Genomic DNA, 25006 nt, shown 5'->3' with positions numbered 1-25006 from the left:
AGACAACATCCGCGTTATCTTACGCGGAACTGCTGCGACAACACGAAGTTGTCTGAGCTCTTTCCTATATTGATCGTATACGTGCCTTTGTATAGCTTCCACGTGTGTTGTTGCAGATCCCATTTCTGCAACTCCGCAGCTGGCAGTGCCAGTTCTACGATTTCTTCTCCACCTTTGTTTACATGCACGCGTTTAAATGCTTTCAATTCCTTCACCGGCATGCGTTCCATATCCGGATAGGTGATGTAGGCCTGTACTACTTCGTCGCCATCAAAGGCGCCGGTATTTTTAACGGCTACGGATACACGGATAGTGTCTTTGCTGCGGTATTCTTTTGCAGGCGTTGCGCGCCAGGCATAATCAAATTTCGTATAGCTGAGGCCGTAGCCAAAAGGATAGGTTGTTTTACCTTTGAAGTAACGGTAAGTACGGTTCTTCATGCTGTAGTCCTTATAGTCGGGTAAGTCCTGCAGGGAGTTATAAAATGTAACAGGCAACCGCCCTGCGGGCGAATATTTTCCGAAGATGATATCTGCGAGGGCATTACCACCCTGTTCTCCCGGGTACCACGCCAGGATCACTGCATTTGCATAGGGAGCAATGGCAGATACGTCTACTGCGCTGCCGGCAGTAATTACCGCAATGATGGGCTTCTTATGCGCTTCCCTTAATTTTTTCATGAACAGGATCTGGGAGCGGGGCAGGCTCAGCGTATTTTTATCGCCGCCGGACGAGGACAGGAAAGCGTCACCTTCTTCTCCTTCCAGCAGAGGCGTTAAGCCGATCACCGCTACCGTTACATCACAGTTCTGCGAAGCCCAGATACCACCAAAATGCAGGGTATCTGTAAAGTCGCAGCCCTGGTCGTATTGCATGGCCATACCCGGACCTGCAGCCCTGGCCAGGCCAGCGGCAAAAGTGACCATGTTACCCGATACACCGTGATAGTTGCCCATCAGCGCTTCCAATGATGCGGAATTGGAGCCGGTCACCAGCATGGAAGCATATTTATCCGGACTTAAGGGTAATACGCCATCATTTTTAAGCAATACCATGCTTTCCCTGGCCGCTTCACGGGCCAGTTGGGCGTGATAGCCGTTATTTACGCTGTCAGCGCCATATCCGTTATAAGGACTTTCCGCCGGCGCATCCAGTAATCCCAGCTTTATGCGCGTACGCAGTGTGGCGCTCAGGGCACTGTCTACATTCGCGCTGGTTAACCAGCCCTTATCAATAGCTTTCATCACATCATCCTGTAAAATATTGGCGCAATCGAGATTTACGCCTGCTTTCACAGCGGCTGCCGCCACTTCCTCACGGGTGGGAATGGCTTTATGACGCAGCCAGATATCGTCCAGTGCCCAGCAATCGGTAACAACCTGTCCGCCAAATTTCCATTCATGCCGCAGGATATCCTGCAACAGCGTATTACCGGTGCAGCAAGGCTCGTTGTTTACGCGGTTATAAGCGCACATGATCGATTCTACTTTGCCGTCCACCAGTTTTTTAAACGCATAGAGATAGGTTTCCCGCAGGTCTTTTTCGTCGATGATGGCATTAAAGCTATGCCGGTCGGCTTCCGGTCCGCTATGCACCGCGAAGTGTTTGGCACAGGCCGCCGTTTTCAGCATGCCGGGCACATCTCCCTGTAATCCCTGCACAAAGGCGCCCGCCATGGTAGCAGTGAGATAAGGATCTTCTCCATAGGTTTCCTGACCGCGGCCCCAGCGGGGATCACGGAAGATATTGATGTTAGGCGTCCAGAAATTAAGCCCCATATACTGCACATGCCGGTGTTGCTGCACCGCCAGGTTATATTTAGCACGGGCTTCAGTAGAAATGGTACTGGCTACTTCCTTTGCCAGTGGCGCATTAAAAGTAGCCGACAACCCTATCGCCTGCGGAAATACGGTAGCTTCTCCCCCCCTGGCAATACCGTGCAACGCTTCATTCCACCAATTATACGCAGGGATTTGCAACCGGTCTATTGCCGGGCTGTTATATCCCAGCAACAATATCTTTTCAGACAGGGTAAGGGTATGCAGCAGGTCGTTCACCCGGTCATTCAACGGCGCATCCGCCCGTTTGAACAATGCCGGCTGCTGCGCAGCGGCGTTTGATGTAAATAAAAGTATGAAAGAACCAAAAATGAAAAACTGTTTTCTCCACATGCTAAACCTGATTTTTTTCTATAAGATGATCCACCTCTGCGCAAGTTATCATATAAAAAACATAATCGCATACAGGCACGTCGCCAATGGTTTATTTTGTTTATTATCGTGAAGAAATTAATAAAATAGTATGACTAAATGGGAAAAGATCAGGGCCGATTACCCGGTATGCGATAACTGTACTTATTTTTTTACCAACGGCGGAGGCCCGGTAAGCACTCCCTTTGTACAAAAGGCAACGGCGCTTTTCACGGAACTCAGTGAAAAAGGCCGCGGGGTAATGCCCGGCTGGGATCACCAGGCCGACGAAGCCAAAGCGCTCATCGGTGAAATGATCCGCGCAAAGGCCAGTGAAATTGCTTTCATCACCAGTACCTCGCAGGCCATGATCCTCCTGTACGGGATGTTTCCGAAACACTATGAAATCATCACCATGCGGGATGAATTTCCCAGCAGCTTTGTAGGCTGGATGCACAACGGTCATACCGTTCATTTAGTAGACAGCGATGACCGTAACCAGATCTCCATAGCAGATATTGCGGCTAAAATCACACCGGCCACCCGTATCCTCATCACCAGTCACGTGATGTTCAGAACCGGCTTCCGTCAACACCTGAAAGCCATCGGCGAATTATGCAAACAGCATCAGCTGATCCACATCGTGGATGCCACGCAATCCTTCGGTGTAAACGATATTGATGTACAGGAATGTAATATCGATATCCTTATCTTTCACGCCTACAAATGGGTAACTGCCGGCTATGGCAGCGGGGCTATGTATGTATCACAGAAAGTACTCGATCAATACCCGCCGCAGGTGATGAGCTGGTATAATGTGGAGTATGAAACAGCAGATTTCCAGTCCGTAAAGGACTACACGAACTTCACCCCTAAAAAAACCGCCACCGCATTTGAACCCGGCACGCCGCCGTTTGTAAATATATTACTATTGGGAGAAGCGCTAAAATACCTTCATCGTATAGGCATACCCGATATAGAGGCGTATGTCGCAGAGTTAATTACCTACCTGGCGCAACAGGCCGCGGCACACGGTATCCGCCTCCTTTCCGACTATCCGCTGGAACACCTTTCTGCCATACAACTGCTGGAAATTACGCCGGCGCAAAATGAAAAAGTTGAAAAGAATAATATCCAGGCGAGATATAAAAATAGCATGCTGACGGTAGCCCTTAACTTCTACAACAACAAAGCCGATATCGACAAATTATTTGCCGCGCTCGCGGGTGCTTAGAGCGGATTTTGTCTTGGCTCAGGATTACGCTGATTATACTGATTAGCTGGATTTTTACTTTTGGATTTTTTTTAGATTTTTAGATTTTCTTAAAATAATAATTAAGGGAGATAAGAGCGAATATATCCGCTGCTATCTCCCTTAATCCTTTAAAAATCCAAAAGTAAAAATCCAGCTAATCAGTATAATCAGCGTAATCCTGAGCCAAGACAATTTCCGCGTTAGAAATTGAAATTATCCGGGTCCGGTCCTATCCTTTCGCCACGGTCCAGTGCATCAATCTTCAGCACATCTTCTTTACTGATCTCGAAATTGAACAGCTGCGCGTTGGAAATAACCCTGTCCTGGCGGATGCTTTTAGGAATGGTTACCACGTCCTTTTGCAGGTCCCATCTTAATACTAATTGTGCTACCGACACTTTATATTTCTCCGCGAGTTCTTTCAGCAATGGCACGTCGAATGCTTTACCCTGCATTAATGGGCTCCAGGCCTCAAACTGTATCTTGTTTTTCTGACAGAAATCCAACAGGGACGGCTGTACCAGGTAAGGATGAAATTCCAGCTGGTCTACCATAGGTATTACCTTTGCGGTTTGAAAAAGATCTTCCAGCTGGTGTTGCAGGAAATTACTCACGCCAATGGCTTTTACACGGCCATCTGCATATAGCTTTTCCAGTGCACGCCAGGTTTCCTTATACTTACCTTTCACCGGCCAGTGTATCAGATACAGATCAAGATAGTCTGTTTTCAGTTTTCCCAGGGAAGTATCAAATGCTTTCAGGGTACTGTCGTAGCCCTGATCCGCATTCCATACTTTTGTGGTCAGGAAGATATCCTTTCTGTCGGTGGCATTTTTTTCAATGGCAATACCCACTCCTTCTTCATTACCATAAATAGCAGCGGTATCTATATGCCGGTAGCCGGCATCCAGTGCATAAGTCACCGAATCGATCACTTCCTGTCCTTCCTTTGTTTTAAAAACACCCAATCCGAAATAAGGCATCTGTACGCCATTCGATAATTGTACCGTACCGTTAATGTCTGTAATATTCATATAATGAAGATTTTATTTTACTGGTTAAATGCCGGGGAAGCCGGAGAGGCAAAATTACGACGAAACAACATCGTACCACCAGTATATATGAGAGATATTTTTGTACAATTAAGAGAAAAAGGACCCGCCGGCGCCCTTCCGTTCAGATTAGTTTTTTCAATAAAAACCACCTATCTTTGCGGTGCAATTTTAAAAGTATATGAACAACTATCTCACATATCAGGCATGCAGTTACGCAACTACCGTTATCAGAGCGGTAATTGCAAGTACCCGCATTGTCTTAATTCAAGACGGGGAGGCAAATCCATCCCGGATATGAGAGGTTAATATATAACTCCTGAAATCTATTTCAAGGGCCTCTTCATCCGAAGAGGCCTTTTTATTTGCTTCCCCCAATATCCTCAACAGTTTCTTTAGCAAACAATAATTCAACATGAACACCAACAGGAAATTTATTATTAAAGCATCAATGTCATTTACGCGGCTGGTCCGGTAATGCAGACTTCCTGTTGCATAAAGCAAAGGCCGCTCATTACCAGATGAACGGCCTTTTTTAATTCCTTTTTAAATAAGAATATATGAAACGCTTAGCGGATTTTAGAAATATAGGTATCATGGCACATGTCGATGCAGGTAAAACAACGCTTACTGAACGCATGCTTTACTTCACCGGCTTCACACATAAACTTGGCAACGTAGACGAAGGCAACACTGTGATGGATAGTGATCCACAGGAAGAAAAGAGAGGTATTACCATTTCTTCCGCAGCGATCACCACCTATTGGCAATACCAGGATCATACCTGGCAGATCAATATTATTGATACGCCCGGCCACGTCGACTTCACCGCTGAAGTGGAACGGTCCTTACGGGTGCTGGATGGCGCCGTAGCCGTGTTCTGCGCCCGCTCCGGTGTGCAGCCGCAATCGGAAACAGTATGGCATCAGGCGAATCATTATAATATTCCCCGCATTGCGTTCATCAATAAAATGGACAGGCAGGGCGCCGATTTCCGGCGCGTAGTAAGTGACATACGCCAACGGCTAAACGCCAATGCACTGCCCGTACAGCTACCCATTGGTGCGGAAGATGACTTCTCCGGGGTAATAGACCTTATCATCATGAAAGCGCTCCTATGGAACACTGCAGACGGTAAAACATATGAAACGCTGGATATCCCGTCGGCCCTGCTGAACGAAGCGCTGGAAGCACGTAATTATTTACTGGAAGAATTGTCCCTGCTGGATGAATCTTTACTGAATAAATATACCACCGCTCCCAACAGTATCCTTCCGGAAGATATTTACGCCGCTTTGCGCGGCGCTACCATCCGCCTGGAAGCGGTACCCGTACTGGCCGGCGCCGCTTATAAAAACAAAGGTATACAACCCCTGCTCGATGCAGTGGCTACCTACCTCCCTGCTCCGTCAGACATTGGCGATGTAAAAGCCGCCGATCCGGAAACGGAAGCAACGGTGATGATCCCGGTTAGTGAAAATGCGCCACTCGCTGCCCTTGCGTTTAAGATCATAACAGACGATTACGTAGGGAAGTTAACGTTAGTACGGGTATATGCAGGCGTATTACGCAGTGGCGATACACTCTGGAACAGCCGCACCGGCCGTAAGGTCAGGATCAGCCGCCTCATGCGTATCATGTCCGATAAATATGAAACAGTGGAGGAAATAGGCGCCGGCGATATCGGTGCGGTAGTAGGACTGAAAGATGTAAAAACAGGCGACTCCCTTTCGCATCCGGATCACCCGGTACTGCTGGAAAAAATCAGCTTCCCGGAACCCATGATCGGCTATGCGATTGAGGCGAAATCTGCGAAAGACAACGACAAACTCGGCGATGCCTTAAACAGGTTGCTGGAAGAGGATCCTACGCTCATCGTAACAGTGGATAACGCTACCGGCCAAACGATTTTGAAAGGCATGGGCGAACTGCACCTGGAAGTAGTGCTGGAAAAGCTGGCAACACAATATCATCTCGACATCAACAAAGGACAACCGCAGATTGCGTATAAAGAAATATTTACGCAGGCCGTTACCCATCGTGAAGTGTATAAGAAACAAAATGGTGGCTCCGGCAACTTTGCGGACATCCAGTTTGAACTATCACCCGGCGATGAACAGGCAACCGGACTGGAATTTATCAACGAAATCAAAGGTGGTGCTATTCCGAAAGAATTCATTCCTGCGATCAGTAAAGGGTTCGAGTCGGCCATGAACAACGGCGCCCTGGCGGGTTACCCGGTGAAGTCCATGCGCGTGCGATTGCTCGATGGTTCCATCCATAACAACGACTCCCACGCCCTGGATTTTGAACATGCGGCCATCACCGGTTTCAAAAGCGTAGCTGCCAAAGCAGCTCCCCGCTTACTGGAACCATGGATGAAAGTAGAAGTAACCATGCCGGAAGAATTTACCGGCACCCTCACCGGCGATCTGAACAGACGCCGCGGTGTGATCAAACAAATGGAGATGAATGGAGTCGTGCAAACCATCACCGCTATGGTGCCGTTGTCCGAATTATTCGGTTATATAACGGTACTGCGTACACTCTCTTCGGGAAGGGCTGCTGCATCGCTGACATTCGACAGCTACCAGACCGTTCCCTGTAATATTACCAACCATCTGCTGGTGAAATAAAATGAAAATGGTGAAGGACAATCCTTCACCATTTTTTTATACGATAAAACCACTTCCTATTGCAACACCTCACGGTCGCTGTGAACATCCTGGTAAAATTTCTTTACCAGCCGGCTATCCGGCAGGGAGTTCAATACGGCGATAAACCATTTACCATCTTTCTTCACCACCTTGCCCTTGTAATAACCAACCGACATCAGCTGAATTTGCCCGGTGGTAAGGTCTGTCCAGAGGTTACTGGCATACATCGTTACCCGCACGGTATCATTTGTGCCGGGGTAAAACTGCATATTGGAAATAAGGTGCCTCGACTGGTAATGCGTGTTCCGGATACTCAGCACCAGGGAATCTATTTTAGCGGTCCAGTTTTGTTTTCCTTTTAGCTTTACCCCATCAATTTCCCCGCGGATGTTGTCATCCATAAACTCCACACATTTATCCAGGTGACCGTTGTCGAAATGCTCACAGAAGCCATAAATCACTTTTTCAATCTGTTGCTGTTCGCGGTATCCCAGGTCGCGGATATGGCCGACGTCCGGGGTAACGGCAGCAGTGCTGTCGGCGGTAATTTTTTCTTCGGGAGATGTGTGACAGGAAAAGAGGCCTATGGTGCTAAGAACAAGCGCAGTGGCAAACGGGAAAAATCTGGACATCTGATAAATTTTATGATATAACAAAACAAACGCATAATTAGTTTTATTATATCATAAAATTTTCGGTCTATAACGGACACTTCTGGTGATAATCAATTAATTCAATCGGCGTGTTGGCCAGTTCAATGCCTTTATAATAGGCTTCAATCTCATCTAATACGGCTTCCACTTCTTCCACGGTTTTCATGGTCACCAGCCGGGTGCGGAATTGTTTGATATCAGGTAACCCTTTCAGGTAATTGGCGTAGCAGCCGCGCATTTCGTTGATTCCCTGCACGGGGCCTTTCCACTCCACCGACAGGCGGAGGTGTTTCTTACTTACGGCGATACGCTCTTCCAGGGTGGGTCCGGCCATAATCTCGCCGGTATTCACATAATGTTTGATCTCCCGGAACAACCATGGATAGCCAATCACCGCACGGCCAATCATAATACCATCCACGCCGTAACGGTTTTTATATTCCAGCGCTTTCTGCGGGCTGTTAATATCTCCATTACCAAAAATGGGAATATGTATACGGGGGTTATTTTTTACTTTACCGATGAGGGTCCAGTCGGCTTCGCCCTTGTACATCTGGCAACGGGTACGGCCGTGGATAGCCAGGGCTTTGATGCCTACGTCCTGCAGCCGCTCTGCCACCTCTTCAATATTCTTTGAGTCATCGTCCCATCCCAGCCGGGTTTTCACGGTAACCGGCAGCTTAGTGGCCTTTACGCACGCTTCAGTGAGCCGTACCATCAGGTCCAGGTCTTTCAGTACACCGGCGCCGGCGCCTCTTCCGGCTACCTTCTTCACGGGACACCCAAAATTGATATCCAGCAGATCCGGGTTGGTAACATCCACGATCCTGGCGGCCATCGCCAGGCTATCCTCATCCCCGCCAAAGATCTGTATCCCCACCGGGCGCTCATATTCAAAAATATCGAGCTTCTTCCTGCACTTCATGGCATCACGGATCAACCCTTCACTGGAAATAAATTCCGTGTACATCAGGTCGGCGCCCGCATCCTTGCACACCGCCCGGAACGGAGGATCACTCACATCCTCCATAGGCGCCAGCAGCAAAGGGAAATCAGGAAGCGTTATGTTATCAATCTTTACCAAAATCTTTATCTTTTTGCAGAAGCCGCAAAGATAAAGAATTATTACGCGGATTTTGTCTTTCTCGCTGATTACGCTGATTATACTGATTACTTTGATTTGATCACTTTGGATTTTTAAAGGATTTTGGGAGATATAAGCGACATATTCCGCTTCTATCTCCCGAAATCCTTAAAAATCCCCCAAATAAAATCCAGGTAATCAGTATAATCAGCGTAATCAGCGAGAAAGACAAACTCCGCTTTTCCGCTTCTATCTCCCAAAATCCTTAAAAATCCAAAGTGATCAAATCAAAGTAATCAGTATAATCAGCGTAATCAGTGAGAAAGACAACATCCGCTTTTATTCGCTAAATTTACTTACTTTTCGTTGGTATAATCTTTGGCCCCGCATCCTAAATCTTTCCGTATGCAGAAATTTGACGCCATAGTAATCGGATCAGGTCAGGGGGGAAATCCGCTGGCAAAAAAAATGGAAGAAAAAGGCTGGAAAACCGCGCTCATTGAACAACGCTATCTCGGTGGCACTTGCATCAACGATGGCTGCACGCCTACCAAAGCAATGATCGCCTGCGCAAAAGTAGCACATACCGTTTTTCATAGTAAAGACTGGGGCATTCACAGCCACGGATTCATGGTGGACCTGCCGTTTATTGTAGCCCGGAAAAACAATATCGTAACGGAATTCCGCGGAGGAACAGCCAAGGGATTACAATCAGATAATGTAAACATCTTCATGGGAACTGCCGCCTTCACCGGGCATAAAACAATTACGGTGACCGGCCACAAAGGAGAAGAAGATATACTAACTGCCGATCACATTTTCATCAATACCGGCACCAAGCCGTTTATTCCGCCCATACCAGGCCTGGCAGAAGTACCCTATCTTACCTCCACGACCCTGCTCGATGAAGTAACGGTTCCGAAAGAACTGATCATTCTCGGCGGCAGCTATATCGCCCTGGAAATGGGACAACTCTATCAGCGTTTAGGCAGTCACGTTACTATAATAGAATCCGCTTCTCAACTGGTATCAAAAGAAGATGCCGACGTGGCGGCAGTCATAAAAAAAATGCTGGAATCAGAAAATATGCAGATCCATACCGGCACACAGGTAACGCACGTATCCCGCAACGGGAAAAAGATCAGCGTGGATATTACTACCGGTAATGATAAAGACACTATAACGGGCACGCATATACTGATTGCAACCGGCCGCACGCCACAAACCGCGGCGCTGCAACTGCAACAAACAAATGTGCTCACAGATGAAAAAGGTTTTATACAGGTAAACGACCGCCTGGAAACTTCCGAACCGGGCATCTATGCCCTCGGCGATGTAAAGGGAGGCCCTGCATTTACACATATCTCCTACAACGATCATCTCATTATTTATAAGAACATTTTTGAAAATGCAAACATCAGTATAAAAGACCGGCAGATACCTTACTGTATGTTCACCGACCCGCAACTCGGACGTATCGGCATCACTGAAAATGAAGCGCGGAAAGAAGGTATCCCGTTTAAAACTGCATGCCTGAGTATGGACAAAGTTGCCAGGGCCATAGAAACAGGACAAACAAGAGGTTTTATGAAAGCACTGGTAAATGAACACACCAATAAAATCCTGGGAGCCGCTGTAATAGGCACCGAAGGCGGCGAAATCATGTCTATCCTGCAAATGGCCATGCTGGGTGGTGTCACTGCCACGCAGATACGTGAAATGGTGTTTGCCCATCCGCTCTATGCAGAATCACTAAACAATCTCTTTATGACCCTGGAGAAGCCTGCTCCATAATGAGCAATTTTTTCCACAATCTGATATATACCGAATGATCAAACTGTCGAATGTTTCCAAATATTTTGGTCCTGGAAAAAAAGCAGTCGATGATATTTCCTTTGAAGTAAAGGAAGGAGAAACACTGGTACTGCTGGGCACCAGCGGCTGCGGCAAAACCACTACCCTCCGCATGATCAACCGCTTACTGGAAGCCGACAGCGGCCAGATATTTATTAACGGGAAAGAAATACAGGAGCTGTCTCCTGAAATACTCCGGCGCAATATCGGCTACGTATTACAGAACACCGGGTTGTTTCCACATTATACCGTGAGCGACAATATCGGCCTCGTACCCTCCCTGCTGAAGTGGGATAAAAAACGTATTCACGATCGTACCACCACGCTGATGGATAAACTCCGTTTACCTGCCGCCACCTACGCGGAAGTATATCCGCAGCAGCTCAGCGGCGGACAACAACAACGTGTTGGCCTGGCCCGCGCACTGGCCGCAGATCCGCCGGTACTCCTCATGGATGAACCCTTTGGCGCACTGGATCCGCTTACACGCATCAGCGTCCGGAAAGAATTTAAATCGCTCGATGAGATCAGTCACAGAACCATCATCCTGGTAACACATGATGTGGAAGAAGCCTTTGAACTGGGCCACCGGATCTGTCTTATGAACGAAGGACGTATCCAGCAACTCGGCACACCTGCGGAACTGATCTTCCACCCGGCCAACGATTTTGTAAGGTCATTCCTCGATCCGCAACGACTGCAGCTGGAGCTGAAGTCCCTGCAGATAAAAGACCTGTGGCAATGGTTGCCGTCTTCCGCAGTAGCCGCAAACGGACCATTAACCGCCTCCAGCACCTGCTGGGACGCCCTGGAAGCCATTACGCAACAGCCGGTAGCCGTAACATATGAACAGGAACAAAAAATAATTGACGGGAATGGACTCATGGCGGCAATAGCTGCCTACAAAAATTAACGCAACGGCATGGAAGCAACCGAAACCTTATTTGAATTTGTACAACAACAATCCGGTAAACTGCTGGAGCAAACCCTCACGCACACCGGGCTTACCTTTATATCCGTGCTGCTGGCCGTAGCCATAGGCGTACCTGCCGGTATTTTCATCACCCGTAAAAAAAGACTGGCAGCACCTGTGCTCGGCTTCGCCGGCGTAATGCAAACCATTCCAAGCATCGCCCTGCTGGGGTTCATGATCCCGCTGTTGGGCATTGGCCCCAAACCCGCTATAGTGGCGCTATTTCTTTATGCACTGCTGCCCATTATCCGTAATACCTATACCGGTATCAGCGGCGTAGATCCCAATGTAACAGAAGCGGCTACCGGTATGGGAATGAGCCGTAGGCAAATGCTGATGAAAGTACAACTGCCACTGGCCATGCCCGTTATACTGGCCGGCATCCGCACTGCAACAGTGATCAATGTAGGCGTAGCTACACTGGCTGCATACATCGCCGCAGGCGGACTCGGGGAATTTATCTTCGGCGGCATCGCACTCAACAACACCAATATGATGCTGGCGGGAGCCATACCCGCAGCTTTGCTGGCATTGCTGTTCGACTGGCTCCTGTCGCTGCTCCAGCACATCAATATCCGGAAAGCCCGTAAAACATTATACGCACTGCCTTTTATCTTCCTGCTTCTCTCATCCTTCTATCTTTTGCCCGATACTTACAGCGGTAAAATGCTGGCCGGATTCACCCCCGAATTTATGGGCAGAAAAGACGGTAACCTCGGGCTAAAATCCGTATACGGCCTGCATATCCGCACCCTCGTCATCAGCGACATGATCATGTATAAAGCCGCTTACGAAAAAAAACTGGACGTTATAAGCGGAAGCAGTACAGACGGCAGGGTAAAGGCTTTTGACCTGGTTGTACTGGAAGATGATAAACATATTTTTCCACCCTATTATGCGGCCCCCATTATACGGGAAGAAACCCTGCAACAATACCCGGAACTGGAACCGGCACTCAACCTCCTGGTTGGTACAATTAATGATAGTATCATGACGGAATTGAACTACCGGGTGGATTATCTTAAACAAAATCCGGAAAAGGTGGCAAAGGATTTTCTCGTTGCCAGGCAACTCTGGAAACCAGCCGGCAACGGCACTAAAGGCACTATCCGCATCGGCTCGAAAATTTTCGGCGACGGCTATATCCTCGCCGCCATGTACAAGATGCTGATCGAAGGTCATACCGGTCTTGCTGCAGTCACCAAAACAGGACTCGGCGGTACAAAGATTGTGTTCGACGCATTGGTAAACGACCAGATAGATATGTACCCCGAATACACCGGCACCGGTTTACTCGTATTGCTCCAGGCGCCACAACAGGTAACAGACAGCATTATCGGCGACAGCCAGAAAGTATACGACTATGTAAGCGCAGCATTTGAAAAACAATATCATATCAAATGGCTGCAACCCATCGGATTTAATAATACCTACGCATTAATGATGCGGAGAGCTGCGGCAAAAGAACGGCATATCCGCAGCATTTCTGATTTTACAAAATATGTGAATCAACAGTAAGCACCTGTAATTATGTTACTGAAAGAACAATATGAAACAGTACGGCGGAGAAGCGAAAAAATTTGCGCCCCGTTAAAAACGGAAGACTATGTAGTGCAACCTATTGTGGATGTAAGTCCGCCTAAATGGCACCTTGGACACACCACCTGGTTTTTTGAAACATTTATCCTGCTTCCTAACGCCAAAGGTTACACGGTTTTTGATCCTCAATATAATTATGTTTTCAACAGCTACTATGAATCCGTTGGCGCCCGGGTGATCCGCACCAATCGCGGTAACCTGAGCCGCCCGGCAGTGGAAGATATTATGCGCTACCGGAAATATGTGGATGAAGCCATGACAGATTTTTTGAAAGAAGAACTGTCCCCGGAGCTGCAGGAGCTGTTTATTCTCGGCCTGAACCATGAGGAGCAGCACCAGGAATTACTGTACACGGATATTAAATATATCCTCGGGCATAATCCCCTGTTCCCTGCCTACGATATTCATCATAAAGATATACCCATAGTGAACAATCCCGGCGATACCTGGTTAAATATACGTGCCGGCGTATATGATATCGGCTTTGCGGGGGACGGATTCTGTTTTGATAATGAACTGGGCAGGCATACCGTATATTTGCAGGATTATAAAATCAGTACCGCACTGGTTACCAACACGGAATACCTGGACTTTATCCAGGCCGGTGGTTACCAGGATTTCCGCTACTGGCACGCGGAAGGATGGGACTGGGTAAAAAATAACCAGGTAACCACCCCGATGTATTGGTACAACATCGACGGGAAATGGATGCATTATACCTGGCAGGGGCTTCAGCCAATCATGCCGGATGCACCTGTTACGCATATCAGCTACTACGAAGCGGCTGCATATGCCGCCTGGAAAGGACAACGGCTGCCAACAGAGTTTGAATGGGAGGTGGCCGCACCGCAACTGGCATGGGGCCAACGGTGGGAATGGTGCGAAAGCGCTTATCTCCCCTACCCCGGCTTTGCAAAGGCGCCCGGCGCCATCGGAGAATATAATGGAAAATTCATGATCAATCAGATGGTACTGCGTGGTGGCTCTGAAGTAACTTCGCCCAACCATAGCCGTATCACTTACCGTAACTTTTTCCACCCTTCACTGAGATGGCAATTTACCGGGATAAGATTGGCAGGATGATTGAGACAACGTTGTGAAATGATCCGGATCTCCGGAAAATAGCTTCGCCGCTTTCCGGGATCCAAGTTCAGAACATCAAAAAATAATTATGACTGTAATTCCTAATGTACTTGCGCCCTGCAAGCGCAAACCGGCCACCGATATATTTTATCACGACGTGGTGCAGGGCCTCACTGCACCCCAGAAATACCTGGACCCGAAATATTTTTATGATACGGCAGGAGATGCCCTCTTTCAGCAGATCATGCAATGTCATGAATATTACCTGACCGGATGCGAAATGGAAATCCTCCGCGAACAATCTGCGCAAATAGTACAGGCGTTGCAGTTATACGCCGGCGATTTTGATGTGGTGGAACTGGGTGCAGGCGACGCTACCAAATCCGTTCACTTGCTGCAACAGCTGATCAATAACGGCGTCGATTATACGTATTTCCCCATCGACATTTCCGCCAACGTGATCACGCAACTGGAAAAGAACCTGCCTGCGCAGGTACCCGGCCTGCAATTGCATGGCTTAAACGGGGAATATTTCCATATGCTGCAGCAGGCCAATAAGGTGACCGCCAAAAAGAAAGTATTGCTTTTCATGGGCGCCAACATCGGCAATTTCAGCGTGAGCGCCGCCCGTAGCTTCTGCCAGCAGTTGCGCCAGTATATGCAGCCCGGCGATCTGCTGCTGACCGGCTTCGATCTCAAAAAACATCCGCAGGTAATCCTGAATGCATATAACGACTCCGCCGGCATCACACGCGCATTTAACTTCAACCTCTTACACCGTATCAACAGGGAACTGTACGCAGATTTTGACACCTCAAAATTTGAACACTTCCCTACCTACGATCCGGTTACCGGCGCCTGCAAAAGTTATCTCATCAGCCTTGAAAACCAACAGGTGCACATCGGGGAGGATACAACCGTAACCTTCGCAGAAAATGAATCCATTTATATGGAGATCTCACAGAAATACAGCCTGGAAGAAACAGACCAGCTGGCAGCCTATGCAGGCTTCAAGCCGGTGGCCCGGTTCTTCGACCACAAACACTGGTTCACCGATTGTTTATGGAAATGTATTTAATGCCAGGCATTCAGCATTCTTCTGACCGCTACAATCTCACCGGTGTGATAACTGGTGTGGTCCAGCAACAATACGGCTTCCCGGAATAAGTGCTGCCCGGTGCCGTATGGGAAAGGCGCAAACAGATCATCGCTCTGTTCCAGCAGATCAATAAAAGCATGCAGGTCCTTATCCACCTGCTCCACACTGTGCTTCCATACAGCGTCGTCCTTCGGAGCAGTTTCCTCCGGCCAGTAGGCCTTTGGCCACTCAATTTCTTTATAGTCCGGGTTCCTTGAAAAATCGAGGATATCGTATTGCGTAATCCTGATATGCTCCACCAATTGCCAGATGCTGTAAGGCATACCGGCGGGTACCACACCCCTCAGATCAGCTGGCAGCTTTTTTACCGAATCGCTGAAAGTGACGTGTGCATTGGGTTTAAGCAACATGTCCTTCAGCGATTTAACTAACGTAGCAGTATTCATAAATAGTAATTTTATTTGTCGGGGTTCAAAGATCAAAAAAGAAAGACATCTCATCAAAAAATACTCCAATAATCATGGCCCCGGCATTTGTGAATCAATTGTTAATCTCGTTATCTTATTAATAATTCTTTAACCATTCTGACAACATTTGGTATTGATTAACGGGATGAGGATGCTTCCATACTATCATTGTATTGAAATAACCAAAATCCTCGCATGGCAAAATACTACGCATTATCGTTAACCGTACTGCTGATAGGAATGCATTTCACGCTTTCCGCACAAAGAGAAATAAAAGGCCATGCGTATGACAAAGATACCCGCAAACCGCTGATTGGAGCAAATGTACTACTCTTCACCGCAGAAAGATCCATTCTTAAAGCACAGGGCATCACGAATGAATCCGGCGACTTTATCCTCAAAAAAATACCACAGGGAAATTATGTGATCACGATCAGTTTCATGGGATACGATGCCGCTACCTCACTCATCATGATATCAGAAAAGTCAGCCAAGGTATTCCAGGTAGATCTTCGCTTTTCCGGTCTTCAGCGTAACCCGATCAAGTTAAACAGCGTTAACGTAAAAGTAAATAAATCGGCATTCACCATACGGAAAGATACTGTTGAATTTTCTGCAGGCGATTTCCAGACAACCGAAAATGCCTCTGTAAGAAGCCTGCTCAATAAACTCCCCGGCATCACCATCGATGCAGATGGGAACCTGTCTTTCCAGGGCACGGCTATCAAAACCATCCTGGTAAATGGCAGACCGCTCTTCCAGGATGGCAATAGTGCTACAGGCGACACCAAAAAAATAACGCAGAACCTGCTGGCAGATATTGTCGATAAAATACAGGTCATCGACAGAAAAAGAGTAGACGGTATGGTGGAAGGAGGTAAAAATGAAAAGGTCATCAACATCACCGTTAAAAAAGAATATAAGAAAGGATTCAATGGCGCCGCCGGCGCAGGCTATGGAACTGACAAACGGTATAACGCCGCCGCCAACGTTAATATGTTCAGGGATACCAGGCAAGCGGTGGTGATGGGATATATCAATAATGTCAATTCCTCCCGCGGCCCCGCTTCCACCGATGAAAACCTGAGCAGGGGAGAAAGTATGATGGGGGGCCTCTCCAGGAAAAATAATGTCAGCGCCAATCTCGGTACCGATATCTCCAAAAAAATAAAACTCAACGCCAACTTCCTCCATCAAAGCCAAAACGTCGATAACAGCCAGCAGCAACAGCGCGACAACGTACTTCCGGACAGTAACTTCCGCTACAACAACAACAATACCTCGGGAAGCACTGCCAACATGAATATCCTCTTTACCAACCTGAGCATCCAGGTCGATGAAAAAAATCTTGTCTCCATAGATATGTCGGCCAACACACAACATAACACTTTCCGCTCCTTCAATCAATACGTTTCAACAGGCGGGAAAACCAACGACACCATCAACTTTGGCAACACCAATAACCTGGAAACAAGAAGGAATAACAATATCAACCTGACCACCCAATATAACCACCAGTTCAGTCCCAAAGCCGGCAGTGTAAGCATATCCTTCAATATTGATCAGAACAATACAAAAGATGAACAGCAGAATACCACCCTGAATACCTTCTCCGCTGCAAACCTGGCAGATACCATCAACCAGCAGGTAAATGCAAAAATAAATGTCCGTAAACTGATGGCCAGGTTTAACTACCAATATCCGCTGCTCACTTCCATGTACCTGAACGTATCCTATAAAATAACCAACAACCTTACAAAAAATAACCAGGACGCTTTCGATTTCGACAATGAAAAGAAAGGATATGATCTTGTTAACCAGGACCTGACCTACCGATTTAAAAACAATATCAATGAGCAGTCGGTCGGTGCAGGACTCTTTCTTAATAAAACAAAAATACAGGGCCAGTTAAATATTGCCTATAACTTCACAGATTCAAAAAGCAATAACTTCACCGCCGGCAATGAGTTCCTGCAAAGGATTCATTACCTGTCTCCCAACCTGTCCCTTTTCTATAAAATAGATAACTACAAAAGCCTGGACCTGAGAGTAAACAGGGAAACCCGCATTCCTCCGCCCAACGTATACCTGCCGGTAGTATCTACCCGGAACCCGCTGTATGTGCAACTCGGCAACCCGGATCTGAAACCGTCTATTTATAACTCTGCCGCCATCGGCTACCGTTCCTTCAGCGTGAAAGGCCTTACGTTCAGTACCAACCTGGGCGCTGATCTGCCCAATAATGCCATGACACAATCCATCTACTCCGACTCCGCCGGCCGGCAAATCAATAAACCAGTAAATGTGGATGGAAACTTTAGTTTTAACCAGGACTTTTCAATAGGTAAAAGGTTTAATAAACCAGCCTTAACACTTAACTATTCATTGTCCTATTATTTCAGCCGGAATAATTCGTTTATCAACCAGGTCAAAAGCCGCACTACTGATCTGAGTATCACACAAATGCTGAACGGCTCCTGGATGTACAAAAAAACGCTGGAGCTGGAAGGGTTTGTAAGCATGCTGTATATCAGCAGCGTTTACTCCATCCAGAACAACAAACATTCCGACTACCTCATGTACAATGTATCACTCACCGCCAACGTTTTTCTCCCTGCCAACCTCAGCATCGGCAGCGCAGCCCTGTATTTCAATAATACCAGTCAGCATCAGCAATTTGTAGTCCTCAACAGCTGGATCGCCAAAGCCTTTGGAAAAGACAAAAGCTTCCAGGCAAAACTCTACGCCTACGATCTCACAAAACAAAATCAATCGCTGCTCACCATGCAATCCCCCACCTACATAGAACAGCAGCGGAACACCGTTCTCACCCAATACTTCATGCTAAGCCTCTCCTGGTTCTTCGGCAAAAAACCAGCGGCGAAGCCGGCGGTGTAGGCATCGCCTTCGGCGATGCGGAAATTGTCTTGGAGCAGGATTACGCTGATTTTACTGATTAGTTGGATTTTAACTTTTGGATTTTTTTAGATTTTAGATTAATATAATAATTAAGGGAGATAAAAGCGAATATCCGCTTCTATCTCCCTTAATCCTTTATAAAATCCAAAAGTTAAAATCCAGCTAATCAGTAAAATCAGCGTAATCCTGAGAAAGACAACCTTCGCTTAATTCGCTGGTTTTTCCAGTAATTTGAAGAACTGATCCAGCTGTGGCAGTATTACGATCCTCGTTCTGCGGTTGGCTGCTTTGCCTTCAGCAGTGTCGTTGGAAGCAATAGGCAGGTATTCGCTTCTACCCGCAGCGGTCATGCGCGCTGGCGGAATGTTATACTGGTTCTGCAGAACACGTACTACGGAAGTAGCTCTCTTCACACTCAGGTCCCAGTTGTCCAGCAATACATTCGGACGGTAAGGCACGTTATCAGTATGACCTTCTACCATGAATTCAATATCCGGCTGGGCAATCAGCACTTTGGCCACTTTACCCAGTACTTCCTTCGCTCTTTCATTGATTTCGTAACTACCGCTTTTAAACAGCAGCTTATCGGAGATATCTATATATACTACCCCTTTGTCCACTTTAATATTGATGTCCTTATCATCCATATTGCCAATGGCGCCTTTCAGGTTCATTACCAGCTGCATGTTCAGCGAGTCTTTACGGGCAATAGCCGATTGGAGATCTTTGATATAAGCATCCTTGGCGCCAATATTATCCAGGGATTTCTTGATGCTTTCTGCCTGGGCGCCGGAAATTACGGACAACTCCTTCAGGTGATCCAGCATCTGGGTATTGTTGGTTTTCAGTTGCTGTTGTTGCTCCGTTAAATTTGTCACTTTTTCTTTGTACGATGCTGCGGCACGGGCGGCATCTTCTTCGCAGGTTCTCAGCTTACCGTAGGTAGCGCGGTAAAGACTATCAAGTTGCGCATTCCTGGCCTGTGATTCTCTTAATTTACGAGGGGCAGAACAGGATGCAAAAATGGTTACTAAAGCTACCGGCAAGGCTAGTTGTGCTATTTTCATAAAATTACACTTTTTAATAATCTAAAGAATAAGTATATATAAATAGTGGGGTATACAATGGAAAGCAACCCCTGTATAGCAAATAGCAGGCCGAAGCCCCCTTCAGCCCGTTAGAACCCGGTTAGAATCCAGCGTGGTATTAGATGTTGACACACATAAAAAAAATAAAGCCGTCATCCTAAAGAAGCTTTATTCATAAAAAAAAGCTAATGTTTTCCAATATCTAAGTAACTTGTCCGGCAGAGTACACGCTGTATCTATTTTCTATTAATTGCTGAAATGTATGAGAAAGGTGGTTTCTTCGGGTCAACCAACAATAAAGGAAATTGCAAAAAGGCTGAACATCTCTGTATCCACGGTATCAAGAGCGTTACATGATCATCACAGTATAGGTTTAAGAACTAAAACCAGGGTAAAAGAACTGGCGGCCGAACTGAATTATGAACGCAACCAGACAGCTATCTATTTCCAGCAGGGTAAAACATTTACAATCGGTATCCTTTTACCCGAGCTGTCGGAGGCATTCTTTGCCAGCGCTATCAGCGGTATCGAAGACACGGCATACAGCAATAACTACACGGTACTGCTGGGACAATCGCACGATGATGAAGCCCGTGAAAAACAGATCATCCAGAGCATGAAACAGCACCGGGTGGACGGCTGCATTGTTTCTATCGGAAAAAATACCAGCAATTACGAACACTTTGAAATGCTGCAACAGGCAAGGATACCGGTGGTTTTCTTCGACCGCATTCCCAACCTTCCTGATATACACGCGGTTTCCTGCAACCTGGAATCCGGCACCGTACAGGCAGTGGATTTCCTGCTGAAACAGGGCCACCGCGTAATTGGTATGATCAACGGCCCGGAAACGATGGTGGCCAGCAAGGAACGCGCTACCGGCTACATCAGGGCACTGCAGAAACACCGCCTTAAATACGATCCCAAAATGATCGTCAACGCCGACCTCACCGCCGCAGGCACAGAACAAGCCATGCAATACCTACTGTCGCTCAAAAGAAAAGTAACGGCCGTTGTTACTTTCAACGACTATGTAGCCATGGATGCCGTACAATATGCCCTGAAACAAAAATTGGAAATAAATAAGGATATAACTTTTGTATCTTACGCCAATACACCGGTAAGCGGGTATACAGCCTTTCCCCCTGCTGCATCTGTGGAGCAGTTCCCTTATGAACAGGGCCAGGCGGCTACTAATATGTTATTATCACTCCTGAACGGGGAACATGCCTTGAATGATTTTCAACGCACTGTCATGGAGTCGCAACTGGTGATACATCACCGCTGAGGCATTATCTTATCGATAACCTTGCCACAGTAGTTGACCGTGGCAGGTTATTCGACTTCATTGTTCGCTGTCTATAATTGCTGCTTTTCCAGCTTAGTTCACTTTCTGATTAATTGCTACAACGATTCTACATGATTTTTTTGGCATTCCATGTACGCAAACGCTTGCGTTATCCGCGCAAGCGTTTGCGTAAAGCCTGTTTTCGCTTGTTTTAGCTATTGTTGCACCACCCACCTGTTCACCGTGTTTAACGGCCCTTCCAGTACAATCTTGTAAAATGAGGATGGAAGCGATTTTACGCTGATGCTGGCGCCCTCTTTTGATACAGGTACCTCTCCCAGCAACTTATATTCATCGTGCCCGCCGGTTTTATAATGATTAGTTGTCGTAACCCAAATTTTTACGGTTCCCTTTTTATCATAAGCTTTCCATCCCAGTTGCAGCTGATCCTTCACTAAGCTGGCAGTAGGCTGCGCCATTGAAATAGCGCCTGTCAGCGGCACTCCATCCAGTTCACGCGCATTCTCCTTAGGAATAGAGATATTCATAAACCGCGCAATGGAAGGCAGAATATCTACAATGCCCGGTTGCGCCGTTTTAAAGTAAGAATTCAAACCTTTTGCATTGGTAACAATCCAGGTGGTCCGCTCTCGATCCGATTGCCCGCCGTGGCCATGCCCGCCATGGGCATCACGACCGTGATCCGTGGTAATATAGATCTGCCAGTCTTCGTTAAAATTCGCACGCCTGTATTCCATCGCATCCCAAATCTTACCCACCATGTCATCTGTCATCCGCACGGCAGTATCCAGCCGCTCACCGGTACCATAACGGTGCCCCATGTCATCGCTGTATTCCAGGTATACCCAGGTCATATCAGGTGCATCGCTTCTTACAAAATCTGCCGCCTTATTCACCACCGTTTCATCAATAAGATGAATATACCAGCTGTCTTTATCATGCGGAAACCGCACGGTATCAAGCTCCAGTCCATCCACCGCGTGGTCAATATGCAGGTTGCCTGTTTGCGCTAATCCATCTCCCACCAGTTTGGTACGGTTGTCCAGCCAGGTGGAAAAAATAGCCGTCTTCTTTTCAGGATAAGCCGATTTTAAAAACCGGAAAATGCTGGGATAAGCATAATTCTGCGCGGCAATATCATTGTCCCATACATTATGTTTATTCACCCAGGTGCTGGTAAGCAAACTGTTGTAACCCACCGCTGAAATAGTAGGCGTCTGGGAATAACCATTCTTCTCCCCTCCCACATAGGCACGGCAATACCCGCCTTCCTTTGCTATACGCTTCAGGTTTGGAGTGGGCTGCGACTCAATCACATCTGCCGGAATACCATCCGCAATAATAAATAACACTTTGTGTTTCTTCTGCTGTGCCGCTAACGTGGTAACTGTTAAGAGGCTCATAGCGAGGAATAAATACTTCATCGTTGACTGTTTAAGATTAGCTGATCGCAAGTAGCATAAAATAATAAAGCGAAGATAACAGCGAATATTAATTTTTCGCTATGATCTTCGCTTTAAAGAGAAATCTGAAAAACTATTTCAGATGGGCATCAAAATAGTCGGTGATCTTTTGCATCAGGTGAACCCTGTCTTTTCCCAATACATTATGTAAATGCCCCGGATATACGAAATAATCTACCTGTACTTCATTATCTACACAGGCTTTCAGGAAATCCAGCGAATGCTGCCAAACCACCACATCATCGTTGGTGCCGTGGATCAGCATTAGCTTACCCTGCAGGTTTTTTATTTTAGTAAGCAGGTTGGAATTGGCATAACCCTCCGGGTTTTCCTGCGGCGTATCCATATAGCGCTCTGTATACATAATTTCATACATGCTCCAGTCGATCACCGGCCCACCGGCTACTCCTGCCTGGAACACCCCCGGATGACGCAACATCAGCGATGTAGTCATAAAACCACCAAAGCTCCAGCCATGTACACCCATCTTCTGCTGATTAATATACGGCAGCGACTTCAGGTAAGCCACGCCCTGTAACTGATCATTCATTTCCACCGTACCAAGCTGCCGGAAAGTGGCCTGTTCAAAAGCCTTTCCACGGTTATCACTGCCGCGGCCGTCCATCGTAAAAATTACATAGCCATGTTGCGCCATGTATTCATACCAAAGGTTACCGCTGTAGGGATAAGTGTTACGGATCAACTGCACATTAGGCCCATTATAGAGGTATACAATTACCGGGTAGGTTTTGGTAGAATCAAAGTTCACCGGCAGGATCAGTTTACCGTATAAAGGCGTGCCGTCATCCGCTTTCAGCGTCACCTGCCTGATTTGCGGACGCTGAAAGTCTTTCAGCGGATCGGTGGCAGTGATAATATTTTGTTCAAATTTACCGGCGGTGGCAGTTACCCCCGCTACATAAGGAGTGGTACCGGAACTGTAAGCATCCAGCACGTAGCTGCCATCGGTGCTGGCCTGTGCATCGTGCCAGCCGGCAGTTTTATCCAGTGGGGAAAGCGTTGCTGTCTTTTGCTTGTAATTAATCTTATACAAATGTTTCTCCATCGGGCTTTCTTTGGAAGCCGTGAAGATGATTTCATTTTTCTTCGGAATAAAGCCCGTTAGTTCATTCACCACCCAATCACCGGCGGTAAGCTCCCGCAGCTGTTCTCCTTTGGTATTATAGAGATATAAATGGTTATAGCCACTTTTTTCGCTCCACCAGATAAACTGATCGGTTGTGCCGGGAACAAAAGTTAACGGATGGGTAGGATGTACGTATTTAGCATCTGTTTCTTCAAACAGTGTTTTTACCAGTTCCCCGGTAGCCGCACTGTATTGGTTCAGCCATAAATGATTCTGTTCGCGGTTCAGCAGTGCTACATAAACAGATTGCTGGTCAGGCGCCCAGGTAACACACGTGAGATAATGATCTGCAGGCCCGCCGGTTTTCAGGAAAATAGTTTTTTGGGTAGATGGCTGATAAATGCCCAGCGTTACTTCATGTGATTTACTGCCTGCCATCGGGTATTTGATATTGCTATTATGCGCGGGCGTTACCGACCAGTCAATAACCGGGTAATCATTTACCATGCGCTGATCCATGCGGTAAAATGCCAGCTGATCGCCTTTGGGAGAAAAGAAAATACCTTTGTCGATGCCAAATTCCTCACGGTGAACGCTTTTTCCATTCACAATATTGATATCGGCGTCGTTGGTAACTGCCTGTACATGGCCATCGGCGGTACGGATAAACAGGTTATTGTTTTCGGTCCAGGCAACCTGGCCGCTTTGATTGTTCACCGTTACATTCTCTGCTTCTTTGGATAATTCGCACCATTGGCTGAATTGCATGATGCCATTTTGCAGTTGACCTTTATACAGCGTGTTGCCGATAGAAAACCAGGCACTGGTAGCAGACATCCAGTGCAGCGGCGGTACACCGCGTAAAGGTTTGGAAGAAAATAACTGTTCATTGAGCCGTGAAAGTGTCAGCAGGGTATCTGTTTTACCGGCGGGTAGTACTACCTTGATCCAGGCGTAACTATCTTTTTCGGATAGCACCCTGGTGTAGGCGTTTTCACCGGGCACCCATTCAAACTGTTTTAAGCGCTCCGGCGCCAGTTGCTGCCGAAGCCCGTTGGTGGCTTCCGCCATGGTATACTGACGTTGCTGACCATAGGTATATTGCAGCCCACCCGTCATCCATCCTGTCAAAAGCAATAGGAAAGCTTTCTTCATCCTTCTTTTTAGGGAGCTAA

The 25006-nt window shown here is 47.1% G+C and carries 17 protein-coding genes; 9 read left to right on the top strand and 8 right to left on the bottom strand.

The features are described from left to right. Positions 1-14: 14 nt before the first annotated feature. Positions 15-2171: a glycoside hydrolase family 3 N-terminal domain-containing protein gene (locus tag AB6805_RS21140; protein WP_370911425.1), complete on the bottom strand. Its 2157-nt coding sequence runs from the start codon at positions 2169-2171 to the stop codon at positions 15-17. Positions 2172-2301: 130 nt separating this feature from the next. Here AB6805_RS21140 and AB6805_RS21135 point away from each other — a divergent pair, with 130 nt between their 5' ends. Next, positions 2302-3423 carry an aminotransferase class V-fold PLP-dependent enzyme gene (locus AB6805_RS21135; RefSeq protein WP_370911424.1) on the top strand — a complete coding sequence of 374 codons (1122 nt, stop codon included), beginning with the start codon at positions 2302-2304 and terminating at the stop codon, positions 3421-3423. Between the two features lie 221 nt (positions 3424-3644). Here AB6805_RS21135 and AB6805_RS21130 read toward each other — a convergent pair whose 3' ends face one another. Beyond that, positions 3645-4478, bottom strand: coding sequence for an aldo/keto reductase (locus AB6805_RS21130; RefSeq protein ID WP_370911423.1), 834 nt, complete (start codon positions 4476-4478; stop codon positions 3645-3647). A gap of 578 nt (positions 4479-5056) precedes the next feature. Between AB6805_RS21130 and fusA the strand changes: the two genes are divergently transcribed. Beyond that, complete coding sequence (gene fusA / locus AB6805_RS21125; RefSeq protein WP_370911422.1) at positions 5057-7132, top strand: elongation factor G; 2076 nt, start codon at positions 5057-5059, stop codon at positions 7130-7132. A gap of 56 nt (positions 7133-7188) precedes the next feature. Here fusA and AB6805_RS21120 read toward each other — a convergent pair whose 3' ends face one another. Beyond that, on the bottom strand, positions 7189-7785 hold the full coding sequence (locus tag AB6805_RS21120; RefSeq protein ID WP_370911421.1) for a nuclear transport factor 2 family protein: 597 nt from the start codon (positions 7783-7785) through the stop codon (positions 7189-7191). A 67-nt stretch (positions 7786-7852) separates the two neighbouring features. Further along, positions 7853-8890: a tRNA dihydrouridine synthase DusB gene (dusB, locus tag AB6805_RS21115; RefSeq protein WP_370911420.1), complete on the bottom strand. Its 1038-nt coding sequence runs from the start codon at positions 8888-8890 to the stop codon at positions 7853-7855. Positions 8891-9295: 405 nt separating this feature from the next. Here dusB and AB6805_RS21110 point away from each other — a divergent pair, with 405 nt between their 5' ends. The 5 genes from AB6805_RS21110 (at position 9296) to egtD (ending at position 15477) form a co-directional block, all read left to right on the top strand. Continuing rightward, the gene (locus AB6805_RS21110; RefSeq protein ID WP_370911419.1) at positions 9296-10684 is read left to right on the top strand and encodes a mercuric reductase; all 1389 of its coding nucleotides are present in this window, start codon (positions 9296-9298) and stop codon (positions 10682-10684) included. Positions 10685-10718: 34 nt separating this feature from the next. Next, positions 10719-11657 (top strand): ABC transporter ATP-binding protein, encoded by a 939-nt coding sequence (locus AB6805_RS21105; protein WP_370911418.1) that lies wholly within the window; start codon positions 10719-10721, stop codon positions 11655-11657. 9 nt (positions 11658-11666) lie between these two features. Further along, complete coding sequence (locus AB6805_RS21100; RefSeq protein WP_370911417.1) at positions 11667-13235, top strand: ABC transporter permease/substrate-binding protein; 1569 nt, start codon at positions 11667-11669, stop codon at positions 13233-13235. Between the two features lie 12 nt (positions 13236-13247). Next, on the top strand, positions 13248-14399 hold the full coding sequence (egtB, locus tag AB6805_RS21095; protein ID WP_370911416.1) for an ergothioneine biosynthesis protein EgtB: 1152 nt from the start codon (positions 13248-13250) through the stop codon (positions 14397-14399). 88 nt (positions 14400-14487) lie between these two features. Beyond that, positions 14488-15477, top strand: coding sequence for an L-histidine N(alpha)-methyltransferase (gene egtD / locus AB6805_RS21090; RefSeq protein ID WP_370911415.1), 990 nt, complete (start codon positions 14488-14490; stop codon positions 15475-15477). Here egtD and AB6805_RS21085 read toward each other — a convergent pair. Continuing rightward, positions 15474-15944 (bottom strand): DinB family protein, encoded by a 471-nt coding sequence (locus tag AB6805_RS21085; protein WP_370911414.1) that lies wholly within the window; start codon positions 15942-15944, stop codon positions 15474-15476. The two genes, egtD and AB6805_RS21085, sit on opposite strands and share 4 nt — an antisense overlap. A gap of 216 nt (positions 15945-16160) precedes the next feature. Between AB6805_RS21085 and AB6805_RS21080 the strand changes: the two genes are divergently transcribed. Next, positions 16161-18863, top strand: a complete 2703-nt coding sequence (locus tag AB6805_RS21080) for an outer membrane beta-barrel protein (protein WP_370911413.1) — start codon at positions 16161-16163, stop codon at positions 18861-18863. Positions 18864-19090: 227 nt separating this feature from the next. Here AB6805_RS21080 and AB6805_RS21075 read toward each other — a convergent pair whose 3' ends face one another. Continuing rightward, positions 19091-19951, bottom strand: coding sequence for a flagellar motor protein MotB (locus AB6805_RS21075; RefSeq protein WP_370911412.1), 861 nt, complete (start codon positions 19949-19951; stop codon positions 19091-19093). 283 nt (positions 19952-20234) lie between these two features. Between AB6805_RS21075 and AB6805_RS21070 the strand changes: the two genes are divergently transcribed. After that, on the top strand, positions 20235-21260 hold the full coding sequence (locus AB6805_RS21070; protein ID WP_370911411.1) for a LacI family DNA-binding transcriptional regulator: 1026 nt from the start codon (positions 20235-20237) through the stop codon (positions 21258-21260). Positions 21261-21475: 215 nt separating this feature from the next. On the opposite strand, the gene AB6805_RS21065 is transcribed toward AB6805_RS21070, so the two are convergent. Both AB6805_RS21065 and AB6805_RS21060 read right to left on the bottom strand, forming a co-directional pair. Then, positions 21476-22705 carry an alkaline phosphatase family protein gene (locus AB6805_RS21065; protein ID WP_370911410.1) on the bottom strand — a complete coding sequence of 410 codons (1230 nt, stop codon included), beginning with the start codon at positions 22703-22705 and terminating at the stop codon, positions 21476-21478. A 112-nt stretch (positions 22706-22817) separates the two neighbouring features. Next, on the bottom strand, positions 22818-24986 hold the full coding sequence (locus AB6805_RS21060; protein ID WP_370911409.1) for a DPP IV N-terminal domain-containing protein: 2169 nt from the start codon (positions 24984-24986) through the stop codon (positions 22818-22820). Positions 24987-25006: the final 20 nt, after the last annotated feature.

Source organism: Chitinophaga sp. RCC_12, assembly GCF_041360695.1.
Classification (GTDB): Bacteria; Bacteroidota; Bacteroidia; order Chitinophagales; family Chitinophagaceae; genus Chitinophaga.
Note: the sequence above shows the minus strand (reverse complement) of the source record. Positions and strands in the feature narration are given on the sequence as shown.